15 protein-coding genes are annotated in these 18641 nt (G+C 60.1%); 4 read left to right on the top strand and 11 right to left on the bottom strand.

Annotated elements, in window-relative coordinates; all coding sequences use genetic code 11:
* Positions 1 to 19 precede the first annotated feature (19 nt).
* Positions 20 to 640 carry a VPLPA-CTERM sorting domain-containing protein gene (locus JF539_RS21705; RefSeq protein WP_207142821.1) on the bottom strand — a complete coding sequence of 207 codons (621 nt, stop codon included), beginning with the start codon at positions 638 to 640 and terminating at the stop codon, positions 20 to 22.
* 27 nt (positions 641 to 667) lie between these two features.
* On the bottom strand, positions 668 to 6244 hold the full coding sequence (locus JF539_RS21700) for an Ig-like domain-containing protein (protein WP_207142820.1): 5577 nt from the start codon (positions 6242 to 6244) through the stop codon (positions 668 to 670).
* A gap of 355 nt (positions 6245 to 6599) precedes the next feature.
* Between JF539_RS21700 and JF539_RS21695 the strand changes: the two genes are divergently transcribed.
* The 3 genes from JF539_RS21695 (at position 6600) to JF539_RS21685 (ending at position 10793) form a co-directional block, all read left to right on the top strand.
* The gene (locus tag JF539_RS21695) at positions 6600 to 8378 is read left to right on the top strand and encodes an alpha/beta fold hydrolase (RefSeq protein ID WP_207142819.1); all 1779 of its coding nucleotides are present in this window, start codon (positions 6600 to 6602) and stop codon (positions 8376 to 8378) included.
* A 332-nt stretch (positions 8379 to 8710) separates the two neighbouring features.
* The gene (locus JF539_RS21690; RefSeq protein WP_207142818.1) at positions 8711 to 10420 is read left to right on the top strand and encodes a methyl-accepting chemotaxis protein; all 1710 of its coding nucleotides are present in this window, start codon (positions 8711 to 8713) and stop codon (positions 10418 to 10420) included.
* A gap of 82 nt (positions 10421 to 10502) precedes the next feature.
* A complete protein-coding gene (locus JF539_RS21685) occupies positions 10503 to 10793 on the top strand; it encodes a hypothetical protein (RefSeq protein WP_207142817.1) in 291 nt (96 codons plus the stop codon).
* 623 nt (positions 10794 to 11416) lie between these two features.
* On the opposite strand, the gene JF539_RS21680 is transcribed toward JF539_RS21685, so the two are convergent.
* On the bottom strand, positions 11417 to 11590 hold the full coding sequence (locus tag JF539_RS21680; RefSeq protein ID WP_207142816.1) for a hypothetical protein: 174 nt from the start codon (positions 11588 to 11590) through the stop codon (positions 11417 to 11419).
* Between JF539_RS21680 and JF539_RS21675 the strand changes: the two genes are divergently transcribed.
* Positions 11580 to 11927, top strand: a complete 348-nt coding sequence (locus JF539_RS21675) for an ExbD/TolR family protein (protein ID WP_207142815.1) — start codon at positions 11580 to 11582, stop codon at positions 11925 to 11927. The two genes, JF539_RS21680 and JF539_RS21675, sit on opposite strands and share 11 nt — an antisense overlap.
* Here the strand turns inward: JF539_RS21675 and JF539_RS21670 are convergent.
* The 8 genes from JF539_RS21670 to JF539_RS21635 form a co-directional block, all read right to left on the bottom strand.
* Positions 11905 to 12609, bottom strand: coding sequence for an HAD-IA family hydrolase (locus JF539_RS21670; protein ID WP_328809284.1), 705 nt, complete (start codon positions 12607 to 12609; stop codon positions 11905 to 11907). The genes JF539_RS21675 and JF539_RS21670 overlap by 23 nt on opposite strands.
* An 8-nt stretch (positions 12610 to 12617) precedes the next feature.
* Positions 12618 to 13280, bottom strand: a complete 663-nt coding sequence (gene gph, locus JF539_RS21665; protein WP_207142814.1) for a phosphoglycolate phosphatase — start codon at positions 13278 to 13280, stop codon at positions 12618 to 12620.
* Positions 13277 to 13831 (bottom strand): thioredoxin family protein, encoded by a 555-nt coding sequence (locus JF539_RS21660; RefSeq protein ID WP_207142813.1) that lies wholly within the window; start codon positions 13829 to 13831, stop codon positions 13277 to 13279. The genes gph and JF539_RS21660 overlap by 4 nt, the downstream gene beginning before the upstream one ends.
* Before the next feature lie 23 nt (positions 13832 to 13854).
* Positions 13855 to 14982 (bottom strand): pyridoxal-phosphate-dependent aminotransferase family protein, encoded by a 1128-nt coding sequence (locus JF539_RS21655; protein ID WP_207142812.1) that lies wholly within the window; start codon positions 14980 to 14982, stop codon positions 13855 to 13857.
* Between the two features lie 30 nt (positions 14983 to 15012).
* On the bottom strand, positions 15013 to 15714 hold the full coding sequence (rpe, locus tag JF539_RS21650; protein ID WP_207142811.1) for a ribulose-phosphate 3-epimerase: 702 nt from the start codon (positions 15712 to 15714) through the stop codon (positions 15013 to 15015).
* A gap of 40 nt (positions 15715 to 15754) precedes the next feature.
* Entirely contained in the window at positions 15755 to 16690 is a 936-nt protein-coding gene (gene cbbX / locus JF539_RS21645; protein ID WP_207142810.1) for a CbbX protein, read from the bottom strand.
* A gap of 74 nt (positions 16691 to 16764) precedes the next feature.
* Positions 16765 to 17154 carry a ribulose bisphosphate carboxylase small subunit gene (locus tag JF539_RS21640; RefSeq protein ID WP_207142809.1) on the bottom strand — a complete coding sequence of 130 codons (390 nt, stop codon included), beginning with the start codon at positions 17152 to 17154 and terminating at the stop codon, positions 16765 to 16767.
* A gap of 12 nt (positions 17155 to 17166) precedes the next feature.
* Complete coding sequence (locus JF539_RS21635) at positions 17167 to 18633, bottom strand: form I ribulose bisphosphate carboxylase large subunit (protein WP_207142808.1); 1467 nt, start codon at positions 18631 to 18633, stop codon at positions 17167 to 17169.
* Between the last annotated feature and the right edge of the window lie 8 nt (positions 18634 to 18641).

Below are 18641 nucleotides of genomic sequence, written 5' to 3'. Positions count from 1 at the left end.
TGTGCTTGCCCTCTCCTCTTTACGGTTTCCGACGTATCAGTCCAAGGCCAACAAAGGCCGTCACCAAGAGTGGCAACGCGGCCGGGAGGGGAACGACCCCGATTGAAGCGACTTTCGAAATACTGATTGACGCCGTGTAGCTCTCTCCATCTTCCAGGGCTTCGAAGGGGTTTTCTCCCAACTGGTCGTCGAAAAAGACAGACATCAGCACCTGGGACCCGAACTCACCGGCCACAGAACCGGTCAGGGACCCGAAAAGAAGCTCTATTTTATCGCTCGCGAACCCGACGTCGATCAGAACTCCGGAAAGCAGAACTTCGGGGAACGCAAAGGGATCGTTTGGAACATCGAAGATATCCAGAAAACCAAACGGCGACGCGGCCGGGTCCGATAACGAGAAGCTGCCCAGGAAGTCGATGGTGGCCGGACTGGCGAGACTGGTTCCGCTCGTGAAATCTATTGCGGCCGAGAAAGTCGACAAATCCCCCTCACCGGGCGAAAATTCAAAAAAGTCGATGACTGCAAAGCTCGCTTCAATCGTCGGATCTTCGGTCGTCAGACCCAAGGGTGCAGCTTGAGCTGACTGCCCCCCGAGACTCAAGCCGATCAGTATCAAAGCACCGATAATCAGATTTTTCATGTCTAAGCACCTCTAAGCCTAAGCCAATTAAATGATGTTCATTCCATCGTCGTTCACGATCGTGAGGTTGTCCGCCGTGACGCCGTCTCCCCTCACGTAGATCGCGTCGTAGTCGCCGTCCAAAAGAATGACGGCTCCTCCGCTGGAACTCTGAATCGAACTGATGGAAGCAGCGCCGGCCTCGAGTACGATCTCGTCGATGCCGACCTCGTAGTCCAGAATGACGTCGCGTTCGCGCGTCCCATTGAGCGTCTCGTCACCGAATATGAACTGATCGGCTCCGGCGCCGCCGCGCATCCGGTCATAGCTGCCGGCGGAACTTCGAATGGCATCGGCCTCATCCGTTCCGATGAGGTAGTCGCTGGCGCTCGTTCCCGTGATCTCGTTGAACGACGGGCCCTCATCCATGTCGGTGACGCTGACGAGGACCTGACGGCTGTCGGTCAGTTCGCCGTCGCTCACGCTAACCTCAATCTCGTAAACGTTGTCGCCGTCGGAATCGCCCGGCGCCTCATAGTCCGGAGCGGCCTTGAAACTCAACGAGCCATCGGCCGCAATTTCGAAAAGGTCGGCATCGGCTCCCCCGGCAATCGCGTAAACCAGGTTCTCACTGTCCACGTCGGTGGCGCTTACGCTTCCGGCAGCAGTGCTGTTCTCGACCACGTCGAACGGGCCGAACGTGGTGAAAACGGGAGTATCGTTGACCGGGTCCACGGTGATTGCCACCGTCGCACGGTCGACACCGCCATTGCCGTCCGTAACCTCGTAGATGAAACTGTCGGCGCCGTTGAAATCGGCATCAGGCGTGTAGCTGAAGGACCCGTCCGGATTCAGTGTCAGCGTCCCATTGGCGACATCCGTCACAAGGCTGACGGTCAGCTCATCCCCGTCCACATCCGCGTCATTGTCGAGCACGCCTTCGGCGGCGACGCTGAGCGTGCCGTCCTCGTCCACGCTGTAGAAATCATCGGCGGCATCCGGAGCGTCGTTGACCGGGTTCAAGATGACGGTGACCGTTGCCTGGTCGAAACCGCCATTGCCGTCCGAAACCGTGTACTCGAAAGTGTCTTCAAAGGCTCCGCCGTCCCCCATTGCCTGGAGGATTTCGGACACTGACGGGTCGTAGGAAATCGTCCCGTCGGCTTCCAGGGTGACTTGCGCTCCAAGACTGCTGGTCGCAGACACCGCGACAACGGACAATACGTCCCCATCGGCGTCAAAGTCGTTGGCGAGAAGGCTCTCGGTACTGAATGACAGAACCGTATCGGGATCGAACGTGTTACGCGGGCTCCCGTCGGCATTGAAAACCCGGGCGCGGATACCGCTTTCTCCGGATTCCCCCCGCCAGTCGAAAGTGGCCCATGTGATAACGAAACCGCCGTCTTCGAGGCTGGCGATGGAGGAAACCTCATGCCAGGAATAGGACTCCGCATTGACCAGCAGCTCTTCGCCGGCCGGGTTCCCTTCGGCATCGTAGACCATTGCCCGTATGCCCGACAAAGACCCGTCCACCTCGTCATAGCTTGTCCAGGTCACGACAAAACCACCATCGGCGAGAGCCGTGATTTTGGAATTCTCCTGGGAATAGACGGTGTTCTCATTGACCAGGAACTCATCCGTCAGCGCGGTGCCTTCCGGTGAAAACATTCGGGCGACGACACCGTAGTAGCTGATGTCCCCCACAGGCTCGGACATCGCCCAGGTGACCACGAAATTCCCGTTGGCGAGAACCGTGATTGCAGGGCTCTGCGAGTAGTGATCGGACGTGGAGTTGACGAGGATCTCCGACCCGGTTGCCGTTCCATCCGCATTGAAGACCTGCGCCTTGATTGCCGTGTCTTCGGCGAAGGCCGTACCTTCGGCACTTTGCCAGACGGCGACAAACCCGCCGTCCGGCAAAGCCGCGACATCCGAAAACATCTGGATGTCGTCTGTTTCGGCATTGACCGGAAACTCGGACCCGACAGCCGTTCCGGCCGCGTCATAGATCTGACCCTTGATGTCCCACTCGGCCGAACCTTCGCTGTCATAATAGGACTCCCAGGTGACCACAAACCCGCCATTGGCAAGTGCGGTGACTTTGCCGTTCTGTTGCTGGTTGTCGGTATCTGTGTTCACGAGAAATTCGGGACCGACCGGCGTGCCGTCCGCTTCGAAAATTCGGGCTTTTACTCCCGTGTCAGACGGATCGTCGCTCCCATCCGTGGTCTGCCAGACAACGACGAACCGGCCATCCACGAGCGTCGTGACACTGGCGGCCAATTGATCGCCGGACGTATTTGACGCGACGGAGAACGCCTCTCCAAGGGGCGTGCCGTCGGCCGCGTGGATCCTCGCCTGCAAGTCGCCGCCGGCTGCGCTGTCATCGAAGTCGTAGCTGTTCCAGACGACCACAAAACCGCCGTTCGGCAATCCGGCGACTTCCGGCTCGGAGCTCTCGCCATAGATCTCGGTAACCTGAAGCGAGGCGGCAATCCCGGCCAGATCGATCACATCCGCAACGGCTTCGGGTGGCGTTTGCGTTCCCGCTCCGTTTATGGTCACCGTCACCGTTTCGGTTGCCGAAGCCCCCGCGCTGTCCGTCACCGTATAGGTGAAGCTATCGGTCGCGGTTTCCCCGTCCAACAGACTTTCAAATGCCCCGTTCGGATCGTAGGTGAAGGTTCCATCGCCATTTTGAGTGACCAGACCCGCGGTCCCCGTGGTATCGATGGAGACCGTGAGCGTGTCGGTGGCATCGGCATCCGAGTATGTCGGTACAATCAGGACGCCTGGTCCATCCTCTTCGACCGTGACCGACACGGCTTCGGCTTCCGGAACATCGTTTTGGCCGACCACTGTAATGGTAGCGGTCTCGGTGGTTTTCATGCCGTAACTGTCCGTTACGGTGTAGTTAAAACTGTCCGTCGCCGTCTCACCTGCCGCGAGGTGTTCAAACCGCCCGTTCGGATCGTAGCTGAACGTCCCGTCGCCATTCTTCGTCACAGACCCGATCGTGCCGGTCGTATCGATCGTAAAGCTATGGGTGTCGGAGGTATCCACATCGCTGTAGGCGGCACTCAGAACGATCGAAACGCCCCCTTCGTCGACGGACCCGGAGATGGCCTCGGCCACCGGCGCGTCGTTCTTCCCGACAACCGTCACGGTGATCGATGCGGTCGAGCTCGCGCCGCTTTTGTCCGTAACCGTGTAGGCAAATTTCTCCTGGGCGGTCTCTCCCTGACCCAGGCTTTCGAACTGTCCTTTCAGGTCGTAGGTGAAGGTGCCGTCGCCGTTGTTCGACAGGGCCCCTGCCACATCCTTGTCCATAAGCGAAAAACTATGGCTGTCGGAAGCATCCGCGTCGGTGAAGTTCGCCGTAACCACAACCGCGGCATCGTCCTCGCCCAGAACGACCGTTCCCGACTGCGCTTCGGGCGCATCGTTGCGTCCCGACACGGTGAGCTTGACGGTCGCTGTGTCCGTCCCCCCGTTTCCGTCGGCGATGGTATAGGTGAAGGTGTCCGATACCGTTTCGCCGACGGCCAGCGCCTGCAGGGCCTGCGCCTTGGTTGGATCGTAGAAGATCGTGCCGTCGCTGTTCAGTGTCACGGTCGCACCGAGGGTGCTGGTCGGCGAGACACGCGTCAGGGTCAGCGCATCCCCATCGGCGTCGGTGTCGTTCGCGGTCAGCAGGGTCTGATCAATCTTGGCAACTTCATCTTCCGAAATGCCGGCTGTCGCTGAGCCGAGGACAACGTCGGCTGCCACCGGCGCGCTGTTGTCATGCCGGCCTTCGATGGTGATCGTGACCGTCTCCGTCGTGGATTCGCCCCATGGGTCCGTCACCGTATAGGTAAAGGTATCCGTTGCCGTTTCACCTTCCTGAAGGTGTTCGAACTGCCCGTTCGGATCGTAGAGGAACGTTCCGTCCCCCTTGTCGGAAACGGTTCCAAGCGTCGCCGAGGTATCGATCGAGACCGTGAGTTCATCGGATGCATCCGGATCGGAATAGGTCGGCGCGATGGTGATCTGCGGTCCGTCCTCCGACACGGTCTCGCTTACCGCCTGGGCTTCCGGAGCATCGTTGAGACCCGAAACCAGAATCGTAACCGTCGCGCTGTCCTGTCCGCCGAGACCGTCGGTGACATAATAGGTGAAGCTGTCGCTGAGCGTTTCTCCCTTGCCCAGAGCTTCGAACGCGGCCGCATCACTCGGGTCGTAGCTGATCGTGCCGTCGGGATTGAGCGTCAAGGCCGCACCGTTAACGCTGGTGGCGGAGACCGCGTAGATACGGGCCGCCGCTCCCTCAGGCAGCGTGTCATTGGCAAGAAGCGAGGCTGCATCGATGGTTGTCACCGCATCCGGGCGCGCATGATCCAAGCGGCCGTAGACGACATAGGCCTCGCCCGCTTCCGGATCTCCCATCAGGATGTCATCGAGGCCGTCACCGTTTACATCGCCAATGAATGTCGCGAAGCTGTTGGGGTTGTAACTGGTGGTCGATCCGATTTGGTAATTGTTCCTGTCGTAGCCGGAAATCACGACCCCGTTCGTGCCGTCGATTTCCGAATAGGAAACGGTGGACCCGTCGATGGTCCCATAGCGGACGTATACCGTGCCGGCGGCGGTCGCAATCTCATCGTCGATGCCGTCGCCGTTGAAATCGCCTGTCTTGGGATAGCTCGTCCGCCAGAGATACATGTTGGTGAGGGCGCCAGTGCCTCCGCCGGCCTGATAGAGTTCGGAAAGCGTCAACCCGTCTTCTGCGACCAGCTCCTCTTCCCCATAGAACATGAAGCTGGATGTGCCAACTCCGATGACGAATTGAAGATGCTGACTGTAATAGTCTTCGCCGATATAGCGCAGCTCGTTGCCGATTTCGCTGCCGCTGCTGCTGCCATAATAGGTCAGGCTTTCCGCGCCATCGATCGCGGTATAGGTCGCGTCGACAAAGCCGTTCTCCGTTCCGTAGACGATCTTGATGGAGCCAGTATCGGAATATACGCCGTTGTTATCCTTTGGCGCTCCGATCACCACATCCCCGATTCCGTCTCCGTTGATGTCGCCGGCATAGGCAACCGCGTACCCGAATTGGTCGCCGTAGGCAGCGCCTGACAGAATAATGCCGTTCGTACCGTCCAGATCTTCCACGCTCAGGTTTTCCGGAAGCCCATCCGCACTTCCGAAGATCACGTAGGCTTCGCCGGTCTGCCAAACGGCCGAAGGGGTCTGTCCTTCCGCAAGTCCTTCGATATATGAACTGTTTATCGCAAGCGGAGCTCCGATGAGGAAGTCATCGATGCCGTCGCCGTTGACGTCACCGGCCCAGGAAACGGAGTAGCCGGCCAGGTCGGTAAGAGACCGTCCGCTGAAGGTGAAGCCGGTGTTGGCGTCCAAGGTGTCGACGTCGATACTCGCGGGGTGATCGATCACAACCCGGTCGTTAGCTGCGATCAGACGCGTTGTCAGCGCGGGCGTGGTTGCGGTTACCGCTTGTGCCGATACGATCCGTTCCGGATCGGCTGCATCTGCAGAGGTGCCGGAAGGCTGCGGGCTGCTGTCGTTGCTTGAATAGAGATCGGTTTCTGAAGTCGTGTCAAACGGCATGGTATCGAAATTCATCACTCAGTCCTAAAAAAAGGCACGCAGACCGCTTCTCCGGCAGGTCGTGCCAGCAATCGAAAAATTTACGACTTGTTTAGGAAAAGGCTTGGCGGGTCTGCATACCTCGATTGAGGTATAGAGATGGCAAGTTAATTGCTTAAGGGTTTTGAGGCCCGGAAACGCGGTCTGGTCCCATGGTAGGACAGACACGTTTTTTCATTGCACCGCTCCCGTTTGAGCGACGAAGGAATGCACTAGATGATTGGCGAAATGGAATGAATGTTTCCAATATTTTCTGATTTAAATTCATGGATTTATTTTGGTTATCATATTCGTAAATTAATATCCCAGCATGTCAGAACAGAACTGAACAATGAAAGTCGACGGCGATACATTGGAATACGATCACGACAGCGATGAAATAATCGACAGAATATACAATGTTCTGTCCGATCCGGACTCCTGGCAGGATCTCGTGGTGTCGTTCGCCGAAAAGTACGAGACCCTTTTGACGCAGAGCGGATCGGAAGACTTTCAGGAAATCAGCAAAACGGTCCAAAGCCGCATGGGCCGCCTGCGCCCGCATTTCGAGCGTTTCAACTCCATATTTCACAGTTCCAGCCTTGATTTCATGTTCGCGGACGACCACCGGCGGGAAGAGGAAGAACACATACCGCATCTGAGGGTCGACGCGTCCGGAAGGATCACAGAGGCCAACCAGGCCGCCCAGTCCGGATTCAACATCAAGGTCGGGGAAGCCATCGAAGCAATGCCGGCGGACGCCGACTCCCTGCGGGCGCTTCGATCACGACTTACCCAGTTTTCCCAGGGTGCTGCCGCAGAAAAGCAGATCGCCATTCTTCCGATGTACGGATTGCGCGGTTTTCCTGTGATTTTCTCCGTTACCCTGGCGCCACGGAGCGGTCCCGGCGAACCCCGCTCCTTCCTGTTTCGCGGTCTGGAAATCGGTTGGCGCGACGACGTCGGCCAAACCGTTGCCCGGGTCTTTCAGCTGACCAGGGCCGAGTTGGAGGTCTTCAGGGAAATCGTTCAGGGCCGCCCCATCGCGGAAATCGCCAGCGACCGGGGCCGGTCGCCCCAGACCGTTCGCACCCAGGTCCGCACCCTGTTCGACAAGACGGGTCTCAGATCCCAGATCGATATCGTTCGCATGTATATCGCCGTATCGAAATTCTCTCAGGACCAGGACATTCCCGGCCGGCTCTACACGTCGAATTGCCGGACTGAAATCATCGAGGTCGAGCCAGGACGCAACATCCAGGTCGACATCGTCGGACCGGACGACGGACGTCCGGTTCTGCTGTTTCACGGTTTCATCACCGGCGGCCGTTTTCCCCTTGAGGTCGAGCAGAAACTCTATGCTTTCGGTCTGAAACTCATTACGCCGTTCCGTCCGGGCTATTGCCGGTCAACGCCTGCCGACTGGACATTCGAAGACTACCCCGACAAGATCGTTCAGGACGCGGGAGCGGTGCTGAAACACTATGGCATCGAACGGGCGGTCGCGCTTGGCCGCTTCAGCGGAGCGCTCTATGCCTCCGCCGCGGTGAACGCGCACAAGGGTATCCTCAAGGGCCTGATCGTGGTGTCCGGCACGCCGCCGACAAGGACCCGCCGGCAGCTTGACGCCATCAAGCCGGAGGCGCGGATCTTCGCCTATTCCGCCAAGTATTTTCCGCAAGCGCTGCCTCCCCTGCTCTGGACGTTTCTCCAGGCCGTGCGCAAGGAAAACGCTCGCGACTTTTTCGACAAGTGGTACTCGAAACCGGCGTCCGACAATAGGGCCGCCGCGCGGAGCGAGGTCCAGAAACTGCTTTCATCCGGCTGGAAGAACACGCTGCGACATGGCACCAAAGCCTATATGATGGATGTCCGTCACACGGCCTCGGACTGGTCCGGTTTCTACACCGGCCTGAACAAGCCGATCCTGATGATCCACGGCACCCAGGATCCGGTGTCAACATTGGACCAGATTGAGGAACTTGTTGCCGATTTCCCGAAAATTCGCCTGGAAACCTATGAAGACGCCGGGCAGCTTCTTTTCTTCACACACCCCGACAGGCTTCTGAAGCGCATCGCCGAGTTCTTCGACGAGGTCAGTCCGTCACTTGCGCGTTCACAAAAGCCTTGATGTTTTCCTTTGTCTGAAAGAGCGACTGTATCCTGTGTTCCGGTGCATGGCACTCAGAAACGGATGACGCTTTTCTCGATGCGCCGCTGTCCGGAAGAACGTTTCCCGAAGTCTCGGCCCCCTTGCCCGCGGTGACGTTTTTGCATCGCCTGCGAGACTTTGTTAACCGTCCCGACCACTCACCGCCCAGTCTTTCCCATTTGGGGACTGCGACGGTCCCGCCGCCTCTCTATCCGTTGAGCGATAGCTCAGAAGCTACAGACGAAGTGCTTTACCGCCTCGAGCGTTCCTTCGGGCGGCCCGGCGCGGACATCTTGGTACGGAGAGGAAAAATGCGCTTAGCGAATGTTTCGGTTTCATCAAAGGTCGCGGCACTGGCTGCGGGAATATCAACGGTCACCGCAATCGTAACCCTCGTCGGTTTCTTTTCGCTGGCAAGCTTGCGGGAGGCAGCCCAGGAGATCAATGCCTCTGCGGAGGACATCCGCCTCGGTGAGGAAATGATTCAGGACCTCCTTCAGATCAACCGCGCAGAGTATCTGTTGCTGTCAGATCCGGACAAAAGGAGCACGGTGACCGCCGAGATAACGAACGCCAAATCGGCCTTCGAGAAGCGTCTCATGCACGCGCTGGAGTCAACGACCAACAAGAACGACCTCGACTCTTTGAATGCGATCAAAGACAGCTTTTCGAAACTCGCGCGGCATATCCGGGAGGAGCTTGAGCTTCTGAAAACGGCAAATGTCGCGGAGTTGACCGAGGAGGACCTGCGGCAGAAGGCGGGTATCAACGAAAGCCGAAAGCAAATCGATGAGCTGACCCTTGCTCTGAACGAGTACGTGGCCGCTTCCGAACAGCACGGCAAAGACTACGCTGAGGCAGCCGACAATATCGCGGTTAATGCCGAGATACTTCTGGTCGCGATCGCCCTGATCGGTACGCTTGGCGGTCTGGCATTGGCCATCTGGGTATCCCGCAGGTCCATTTCGTCGAGACTGACGAAGATCGTCGAAGGTCTCACAGAGTTTTCGAATGAAAACTTCGAACTGGAGATCCCCTTTGTCGAAGATAGAGACGATATAGGCGAAATCGCGCGAGCGATGGCGACGCTCAAGGAAAATGCCGCAACCCGGGCCAAAGAACTGGCCGAAAGGGAACAGCTGGCCGAGGAACGCGCAGCGCGGGCCGAAATGGTCACGAAACTCGCCGCGAAGTTCCAGGCGGACATCGACCAGGCCGTGTCGGTACTGTCCTCCTCGGCGCACGAACTGGAAACATCGTCGCAATCAATGGCGTCTGCCGCTGAAGAAACAGCCAACGAAAGCAATTCCGTTGCGTCCGCTTCCACGCAGGCCTCCTCCAACGTGGAGATGGTCGCCGGCGCGACGGAAGAGATGAGTTCCTCAATCACGGAAGTCGCCTCCCAGGTTGCGAAAACCGCCGCACTGGCAACCTCCGCAAGCAGCGAGGCCACGAATGCGACCGAAAGGGTTCGCTCCCTTTCGACAGGCGCAAGCCATATCGGTGAAGTCATCGACTTGATCAAGAACATCGCCGAGCAGACGAACCTTCTCGCCCTGAATGCCACGATCGAGGCCGCACGCGCAGGCGAAGCCGGCAAGGGGTTCGCCGTCGTCGCCGCCGAGGTGAAGGACCTGGCGAGCCAGACCTCGAAGGCCGCCGAGGAAATCACGGCTCAGATCGGTCAGATGCAGGAGGACGTGCAGACCACCGTTCCGGTCGTGGAAAAAATCGCCGAGGTCATCGGCTCGCTGACACAGATCTCGCAGGACGTCGCGGCAGCTTCCGACGAGCAGGCCGCTACGACATCGGACATTGCCCGTAACGTCCAGGAAGCAGCCTCCGGCGTGAACGAAGTATCCCGTGCGCTCAACAGCCTGAAAGAGGCTGCGTCCGAAAATAGCGCGGCGATCACGCAGGTATTGTCCTCTGCGAAGTCTGTTGCGGACCGGACCTCCTATGTGGAGTCCACCGTCAGAACCTTTCTGGCCGAACTTGAACGCAACAGCGAAGCTGCCTGATTTAAAGGCCGACCGGCGGTGCGGAGCGTTCTCAAAAAGAACACTCCGCACGAAGTTGACCAAACTGAAAGGACCGGAAGCCATGACAGACCGGGCGCCAAGCGAAGTCATTCCTTTTCCAAGCGAAAAGACCGCGCTCAATCGCGAAGACGAGCGTCTCAAGGCCAACCTACATGCACTGATTGCGCAATTTCGTGCAATGAAGGCTGAAACGATCCTGCCTGAATCAGCCGAGATTGCCGACGGACTGGAGATTCTTACCCGCTATATGGAACAGACAAGCCCAACCTCGATCGAGGGCTACTATACCCGACATCAAATCGGGAAAGCATTGGAACTCATAAAAAAAGGTATTCTGGACGCAGCTGGGTGAGGGATATTCCCGACCGAACGCTGCCAGACAATCGGGGCGTTTCCCCTGACGGCCAGGACGTCAGGCCGTCGTTTCGCTCAGGCTTGTTTGACGCAAGAACCAGAGCAAGCCGCCAGACGGAAAGGGACCGCTGTTTACATCAGGCAAAGCCCTATCAAGCCCCGCCGGAAATCCCTGCCCGCCGGGCGGCCATGACCGCAATGAAACACTCTTCAAACCCGTGTTCGGCTCCTGCCGAAACCCATAATTGAAGTCTGCTACCGGTGATCGTTCGCAACGAACCGCACAGTCTTAACGTTAAAATTAAGATCCGGTTTACTATCCCAACGGAACGGTGTTTCCTCCTCCCGTTGCCAACAGAAATTTTCAGACCCCGCAAGCTGCCCGGGACTCAGCTTGCGGGGTAATTTCGTTTTGACGGCCGCAGGCCGTAACCGGTACCAGTCAGTCATGTGCGAAATGGACAACCGGCGAACTCTCGGCGATGAAGGACGACATCCTGCGAGACGATCTCCCGGTCAAACGCCTGCGCGCGAAGGCGTGACGCCTTCAACGCAGGCTTGAATCACACCCTGCGGCTGGTAGTCTGAGTTCCTGAAGCATCGAATTGCTTGAAGGCTTACTCAGCAGCGCTCCAGCGTCACGGCCAGGCACAGCCGGTTGTCCGGTTTCCGGGATCCAATCTGGTTTCCGGCAAATGCGGCATCCATCCCGTCATTGGTCGTGGAGAGATGTAGCGTGCGATTGAGATCCAATACAAAACGCCGACCCATTCCGCTGTCGTCGATGATTGACATCATTTTCCTGCTGCTTGTGTTTTACATGGTGGCGGGCACTTTGGCGCGCGACGATGCGAGTGCCATCGAGCCCCCGCAGGATATCACCGACGATGAAAACCTTCGCTCAACCGGCGCGCTGATCATCGGCTCAGACGGCAAAACCTACATCCGCAAAACCGAAGTGAGCGTGGAGGACTGGCTGAACGCCCACAAGAACGGAGACCTTTCCGGCGACGCGTTAAAGGTCGCCGCCGATGGACAACTTCAGGCGGACAAGCTTGAGGACGTGCTCAGGACCCTGTCAGATGCAGGTGAAACCAATATCCTTCTTATCACCCGGAAAAAGCCCCGCTGAAAAAAGCGGAAGCCTCCCGGACCAATTCCAGTGACAGGGCCGGAGCGGTCAGATCCGCTTCGTCCAGACGGTCCGAGGTGGTGTAAAGGGACGGTGCGGCGATGACGCGCAGGCCGGCAGCCTTGGCGGACAGAACGCCGATCCGGCTGTCCTCGAAGGCAATGGCCTCGCCCGCGGCAACTTCGAGCCGTTCGAGGGCGAGCAAGTAAACGTCCGGCGCCGGTTTCTTTGCCGGCACCTCGTCGCCCGCGGCGATGGTATCGAACAGGTCCTGCGCCGGTCTGCCGAAGGCGGCAAGGCACAACGCGTCGACATTCGGCCGGTTGGTCGTTGTCGCGATCGCGCGCTTCAGGCCGTTTTTCCTCGCAAAGTCCATCAGGTCCGCGATGCCCGGCCGCAGCCGGACGCCCGCTTCGCTCATCAACCGGCCATAATGCCCGGTCTTTTCCTTGTGCAGCTCCGTGATGGTGGCATCGGACACCCGTGCTCCCACCCTGTCCCGCCAGACCCGGAGGCGTTCCTTGCCGCCAGCGGTCTTGAGCAGATCCCGGTACGTGTCGACACTCCAGTGCCAGTCAAGCCCAAAGTCCTGAAAGGTCCGGTTGAAGGCCTGGCGATGAAGTTCTTCGGTTTCCGCAAGCGTTCCGTCGACATCGAAAATCAAGGCCTTCAGTCCTTCCACCCCGGACCTCACGCGGGAACCGGCAGCAGGACGCGGGCAACGGCCGGCAGTTCGCGGAAGGTCGAGAAGCTGGCATCGTGCGGGATTTCGGAGACGGCCGTCTTCCGGTACCCCGCCTCGAACAGAGCGAAGGGAATGCCGGCGCGGCGGGAGGTTTCGGCATCGACCTCGCTGTCGCCGACATAGACAATCGGTCCGCCGCCGAGACTGTCTTTCAGGAGCAGCAGACCGTCCGGCTCGGGTTTGCGCGTCTTGAGCGTGTCGCCACCGATCAGGCCATCGAAGAAAGCTGCCAGACCGAGATCCTCGAGGATCTTCTCCGCCGGCCGGTGGGGCTTGTTGGTGCACACGCCGAGCACGAAGCCGGACTGCTTCAGCTCGGCCAGAACCTCCACAACACCCGGATAGGGGCCCGTCAGATCCGTCGAATGCGCCAGATAATCCTCGAGAAAGGCTGCAACCAGACGCGGGTGGTCCAGCGGATCGAGCCCCGCCGTGGCGACGATCCGCTCCACCAGAACCGGGATACCGTTGCCGATGAAGGAGCGGATCGTGGTGAGCGAAAGCGGCGGATGGCCTTCGCGCTCAAGCAGCCTCGAGGCCGCCGCATGGAGGTCCGGCGCGCTGTCGATCAGCGTGCCGTCGAGGTCGAAGATAAGTATGGGTTTCATGCCGCCTTCCACTTGATCGAACAGCCCATGGACGGGATCTGGTCCTCGGGCCCTCGGCCTGTTTCCGCCACCTGGCGCATTGCCTCGTAAAGATCCCGGCGCAGGTCGCCGGGTCCGGTTTCCTTGCGCGAGGCATCCAGACGGCCGCGGTACTGCAGTTCCAGATCCGCGTTGAAGCCGAAGAAATCCGGCGTGCAGACGGCGCCATAGGCACGGGCGGCCGACTGGTCCTCGTCATAAAGATAGGGAAACGGAAATCTCTCCCGCTCGGCCAGTTCGGTCATCTTCTCGAAGCCGTCCTGCGGATAGGCCCCGGCATCGTTCGCGCTGATCGCGGCAACGCCGATGCCGATGTCCAACAGATCGCGCGCGTCGCGCAGAAGCCGTTCGCGCACCGCGATCACATAGGGACAATGATTGCAGATGAACATGATGAGCGTGCCTTTCGGACCGGCGAGGTCCGAAAGGCTGTAGGATTCGCCGTCCGTGGCCGGAAGCGTGAAGGCAGGCGCTTTCCAGCCGAAGTCGCAGACAGGGGGCGTGGCGGCCATCTCGGTGTCTCCTTCAAGAGGGCTCAGGCGACGGCGCGGCGGCGCGCTTCCGCGAGAGCTTCTTCCAGGGCGCCGATCAGGCGGTCGACATTCTCGGCGCGGGCGGTATGCCCCATCAGGCCGATGCGCCAGACCTTGCCCGCGAGCGTGCCGAGACCGGCTCCGATCTCGATGCCCTGATCCATGAGCAGCTTGCTGCGGACGAAGGCCTCGTTGATGTCGGCAGGCACCACGACCGTGTTGAGCTGCGGCAGACGGTGCTCTTCCTCGACCAGAAAGTCCAGTCCGAGATTGCGCAAGCCTTCCGCCAGCCGAAGGTGCATGCGGCGATGACGCTCCCAGCTTGCCTCCAGGCCTTCCGCCTTCAGGTCGGCAAGGCCTCTGGCCAGTCCGTAGATCGCGTTCACCGGCGCGGTATGGTGATAGGACCGTCCGCCTTCGCCGGACCAGTAGCCGAGAACCAGGTTCAAATCCATGAACCAGGACTGCACCTTGGTCTTGCGCGAGCGGATGCCCTGAACCGCCTTTTCGGAAAAGGTGATCGGGGCAAGGCCAGGGGGAACCGAAAGGCATTTCTGGGTGCCGGAATAGACCACATCCGCCTGCCAGTCATCGACGGCGACCGGGACGCCACCGAGACCGGTGACGGTATCCACCACGCTCAGGATGCCGGCATCGTGGGCGAGCTTGCAGAGGCTTGCCGCGTCGGAGCGAACACCGGTGGAGGTTTCCGCGTGGACGAAGGACAGGAGCCTCGCCTGCGGATATTGCCGAATGGCCCGTTCGACGGTTTCCAGACAGATCGGGGTGCCCCAGTCGAAGGCGAGAAGCACCACGTTCGCCCCGGCGCGCGCGGCGATATCGGCCATGCGACCGCCGAAGACTCCGTTTTGGACGATAAGCGCCGTATCGCCCGGCTCAATCAGGTTCACAAGGGCCGCTTCCATGGCGAGCGAGGCGGGTGCGGAGATCGGAAATGTCATGGCGTTGCTGGTCTGAAACGCGTAGCGCAGGAGGTCCTTCACCTCCTCCATCAGGGACTGGAAAACCGGATCGAGGTGGCCGATGGTCGGCTGCGACAGCGCGTCGAGAACGTCCGGTGTGACGTTCGAGGGCCCGGGTCCCATGAGAAGGCGGTTCGGGATCTGCATGTGTTTCCTCCGACAGTTTTGTTGCGGCGCTCAGGCAGCCTGTTTCAACGCGGCTTCCGCCGCTCCCCGGATGTTCGCGATATTGGCGCCGTACTCCTGAGGGCTGTTCACGGACCCGCCCCTGAACACGGCGGAGCCGGCCACCAGAACATCGGCGCCCGCTTGCGCCACCAGCGGAGCGGTCGACGGGTCGACGCCGCCGTCCACCTCGATATGGATCGGCCTGTCGCCGATCAGAGCTCTCAGCCGCCCGATCTGGTCGACCTGGGAGCGAATGAATTTCTGCCCGCCGAAGCCCGGATTGACCGTCATCACGCAGATCAGGTCGCACAGGTCGAGCAAGGGAGCGACCGCGTCGACCGGCGTGCCTGGATTGAGCGCGAGCCCGGCCTTTTTCCCCGTCGCCCGGATCGCCTGCAGCGTCCGGTGGATATGCCGGCCGGCCTCAAGGTGGGCAGTGATGATATCGGCGCCGGCGTCGGCGAAGGCCTCGATGTAGGGATCGACCGGTGCGATCATCAGGTGAACGTCCATCACCGTCCTGATATGGGGACGGATAGCCTTGCAGAGTTGCGGGCCGAAGGTGAGATTGGGCACGAAATGGCCGTCCATCACGTCCACATGCACCCAGTCGCAACCCTGGTCCTCGATGGCCTCGATTTCCCGGCCGAAATTGGCGAAGTCGGCGGAGAGGATCGAGGGGGCGATCTTGATGGATCTGTCAAAGGTCATGGAGTTTCCTCTTCTCGGTACCGGTATCATTCGGCGGGCTTCATTCGGCCGCTTGCGGCCGCGCGGCCCGGTCGACATCGAGCCCGCCTTTAAAGACCCGGCTTGCCCGGATGTCCGGTTCGCAAATGGTCGAGAGCGCGGCCGCATCGAGCGGGCCTTTCGCTTCGCTGAACAGACGGTTGGCCTGGCGCAGACGGGCGCGGTCGAGCGCGTTGCGGATCGAGCGCGCATTGGCGAAATGGGGTTGCCGACGCCGCAAGGTGATGTATTCGGCAAGTGCCTTCGCAGCAGCCTCGTCGAGGCCGTAATTCTGGTGATCCAGCATGGACTTCGCGATCTTCAGGAGTTCCTCGTCCGTGTAGTCGGGGAAGTCGATGTGGTGCGCGATGCGGGAGCGGAAGCCGGGATTGGCGGAAAAGAACTTGTCCATCTTGTCCGCGTAGCCGGCCATGATGACCACGAGATCGTCGCGGTTGTTTTCCATCACCTGCAACAGGATCTCGATGGCTTCCTGGCCGTAGTCGCGCTCGTTGTCGGGCTTGTAGAGGTAATAGGCCTCGTCGATGAAGAGCACCCCGCCCATCGCCTTCTTCAGGACTTCCTTGGTCTTGGGCGCCGTGTGGCCGATGTACTGGCCGACGAGATCGTCGCGCGTGACGGTCACCAGGTGACCCTTGCGCACATAGCCAAGGCGGTGAAGCAGACCGGACATCATCCTGGCGACCGTTGTCTTGCCCGTGCCGGGATTGCCGGTGAAGCTCATGTGAAGCGTCGGCGTATCCTGCGCGAGGCCCATGTCGCGGCGGGCCTTGTCGACCAGCAGCAGGGCCGCCGTCTCGCGGATGCGCTGCTTGACCGGAGCAAGCCCGATGAGCGCCTCGTCGAGCTCCCGCATCACCTCGCCGACGCCCGAAGCCTCGTATTCGGCGGCAAGGTCGACGGTCGCCGGATGGCCGGTTTCGCTCTCTTGTGTCATCGGTCCTGTCTCCTGAAAATGAGGCCATGCGTCCCCCGGGAAGACTTGGGGGCGCATGGCCTTTGCCGGGTCGCTCAGTAGCGCACGTCCCAGGCGTATTTCTGCGCGCGGTCGACAAAGTCGGTCCGCTGCATGTGGATCTTCGGCTCTTCGGCGGGCCGGTTGACGATGAAACTCATCTTCACCGATTCAATGCCGCGCTCGTCGTCGAAGGCGTTGATCCGGATGTAGGCGTCCGGATGCGCCTTGCGGCACTCGTCGAGTTCCATCATCACGCCCTTGGCATCCCTCAGGTCGAACATGGGGTTGCCCCACATTTCCCAATAGGTGTTCCTCGGGTGGGGGTCGTAGGTGAACTCGACGCCGATCGCCCACTCCTTGTCGAGGCAATATTCGATCTGCGCGGTGATCTGCACGTCGTCCAGATCCGGCAGGAACGAAAAGCATCCTTGTGTGATCCGCATGGTCTCGTCTCCTTAGATTGCGACGGTTTCGGTCGGCACGAAGTCCGATGTGTCGGTCGAGGTGTAGTTGAAGGTGATGTTGCCCCAGGTATCGAGCGCGGCTTCGAGCGGCTTGCACCACTTGGCGGCCTCGCGCAGGATTTCCGGACCTTCGTTCTTGATGTCCCGGCCTTCGTTGCGCGCAAGGACCATGGCCTCCAGCGCGACACGGTTGGCGGTCGCGCCGGCCTGGATGCCCATCGGGTGGCCGATGGTGCCGCCGCCGAACTGCAGGACGACATCGTCTCCGAAGAGATCGATGAGCTGGTGCATCTGCCCCGCATGAATGCCGCCGGAGGCCACCGGCATGACCTTCTTCAGGTCGGCCCAGTCCTGCTCGAAGAAAATCCCGCGCGGCAGGTCGACCTGATTGTAGGTCTCGCGGCAGACATTGTAATAGCCCTGCACGGTCAGCGGATCGCCTTCCAGCTTGCCGACGGCGGTGCCGCAGTGAAGATGGTCGACGCCGGCCAGGCGCAGCCATTTCGCAATCACGCGGAACGAGATGCCGTGGTTCTTCTGGCGCGTGTAGGTGCCGTGGCCGGCCCGGTGCATGTGCAGGATCATATTGTTGTCCCGGCACCATTTGCTGATCGACTGGATTGCCGTCCAGCCGATGATCAGGTCGACCATGACGATCACCGATCCGAGTTCCTTGGCGAATTCGGCGCGGGCATACATCTCTTCCATGGTGCCGGCGGTGATGTTGAGGTAGTGCCCCTTGACCTCGCCGGTCTCAGCACTCGCCTTGTTGACCGCTTCCATGCAGTAGAGGAACCGGTCGCGCCAATGCATGAAGGGCTGGGAGTTGATGTTCTCGTCGTCCTTCATGAAGTCGAGACCGCCCTTCAGGCCCTCGTAAACCACGCGGCCGTAGTTCTTGCCGGAGAGACCGAGCTTGGGCTTGGTGGTCGCGCCCAGGAGCGGCTTGCCGAACTTGTCGAGACGCTCGCGTTCCACAATCAGACCGGTTGGCGGACCGGCGTACGTCTTCACGTAGGCCACGGGAAAGCGCATGTCTTCCAGCCGGGCGGCCTTCAGCGGCTTGAACGAGAACACGTTGCCGATGATCGACGCGGTCAGATTGGCGATGGAGCCTTCCTCGAACAGGATCAGGTCATAGGCGACATAGGCGAAATACTGGCCTTCCTGGTTCGGCACCGGTTCGACCCGGTAGGCCTTGGCGCGGTAGCTGTCGCAGGCCGTCAGCCTGTCCGTCCAGACGACCGTCCAGGTCGCCGTGGAACTTTCACCGGCAACGGCGGCGGCGGCCTCGATCGGATCGACCCCTTCCTGCGGCGTGATGCGGAAAAGCGCCAGGACATCAGTGTCCTTCGGCTCGTAGTCGCCGTCCCAATAGCCCATCTGGGCGTATTTCAGGACACCGGCCTTGTAGCGTTCCTTGCCTTTGATTTCCTTGGGCGTGCTCACCTTGTTCATGGGTCTGT

The sequence above is a fragment of the Roseibium aggregatum genome (genome assembly GCF_017309185.1).
Taxonomy (GTDB): Bacteria; Pseudomonadota; Alphaproteobacteria; order Rhizobiales; family Stappiaceae; genus Roseibium; species Roseibium aggregatum_B.
The sequence above is the reverse complement of the archived record's forward strand: the minus strand, read 5'-3'. Positions and strand labels throughout refer to the sequence as shown.

Excerpts from the sequence above, each read along its gene's own strand:
- JF539_RS21705 (WP_207142821.1), bottom strand. The coding sequence starts at position 640 with ATGAAAAATCTGATTATCGGTGCTTTGATACTGATCGGCTTGAGTCTC.
- JF539_RS21700 (WP_207142820.1), bottom strand. The coding sequence starts at position 6,244 with ATGAATTTCGATACCATGCCGTTTGACACGACTTCAGAAACCGATCTC.
- JF539_RS21695 (WP_207142819.1), top strand. The coding sequence starts at position 6,600 with ATGAAAGTCGACGGCGATACATTGGAATACGATCACGACAGCGATGAA.
- JF539_RS21690 (WP_207142818.1), top strand. The coding sequence starts at position 8,711 with ATGCGCTTAGCGAATGTTTCGGTTTCATCAAAGGTCGCGGCACTGGCT.
- JF539_RS21685 (WP_207142817.1), top strand. The coding sequence starts at position 10,503 with ATGACAGACCGGGCGCCAAGCGAAGTCATTCCTTTTCCAAGCGAAAAG.
- JF539_RS21675 (WP_207142815.1), top strand. The coding sequence starts at position 11,580 with ATGATTGACATCATTTTCCTGCTGCTTGTGTTTTACATGGTGGCGGGC.
- JF539_RS21680 (WP_207142816.1), bottom strand. The coding sequence starts at position 11,590 with ATGTCAATCATCGACGACAGCGGAATGGGTCGGCGTTTTGTATTGGAT.
- gph (WP_207142814.1), bottom strand. The coding sequence starts at position 13,280 with ATGAAACCCATACTTATCTTCGACCTCGACGGCACGCTGATCGACAGC.
- JF539_RS21660 (WP_207142813.1), bottom strand. The coding sequence starts at position 13,831 with ATGGCCGCCACGCCCCCTGTCTGCGACTTCGGCTGGAAAGCGCCTGCC.
- JF539_RS21655 (WP_207142812.1), bottom strand. The coding sequence starts at position 14,982 with ATGCAGATCCCGAACCGCCTTCTCATGGGACCCGGGCCCTCGAACGTC.
- rpe (WP_207142811.1), bottom strand. The coding sequence starts at position 15,714 with ATGACCTTTGACAGATCCATCAAGATCGCCCCCTCGATCCTCTCCGCC.
- cbbX (WP_207142810.1), bottom strand. The coding sequence starts at position 16,690 with ATGACACAAGAGAGCGAAACCGGCCATCCGGCGACCGTCGACCTTGCC.
- JF539_RS21640 (WP_207142809.1), bottom strand. The coding sequence starts at position 17,154 with ATGCGGATCACACAAGGATGCTTTTCGTTCCTGCCGGATCTGGACGAC.
- JF539_RS21635 (WP_207142808.1), bottom strand. The coding sequence starts at position 18,633 with ATGAACAAGGTGAGCACGCCCAAGGAAATCAAAGGCAAGGAACGCTAC.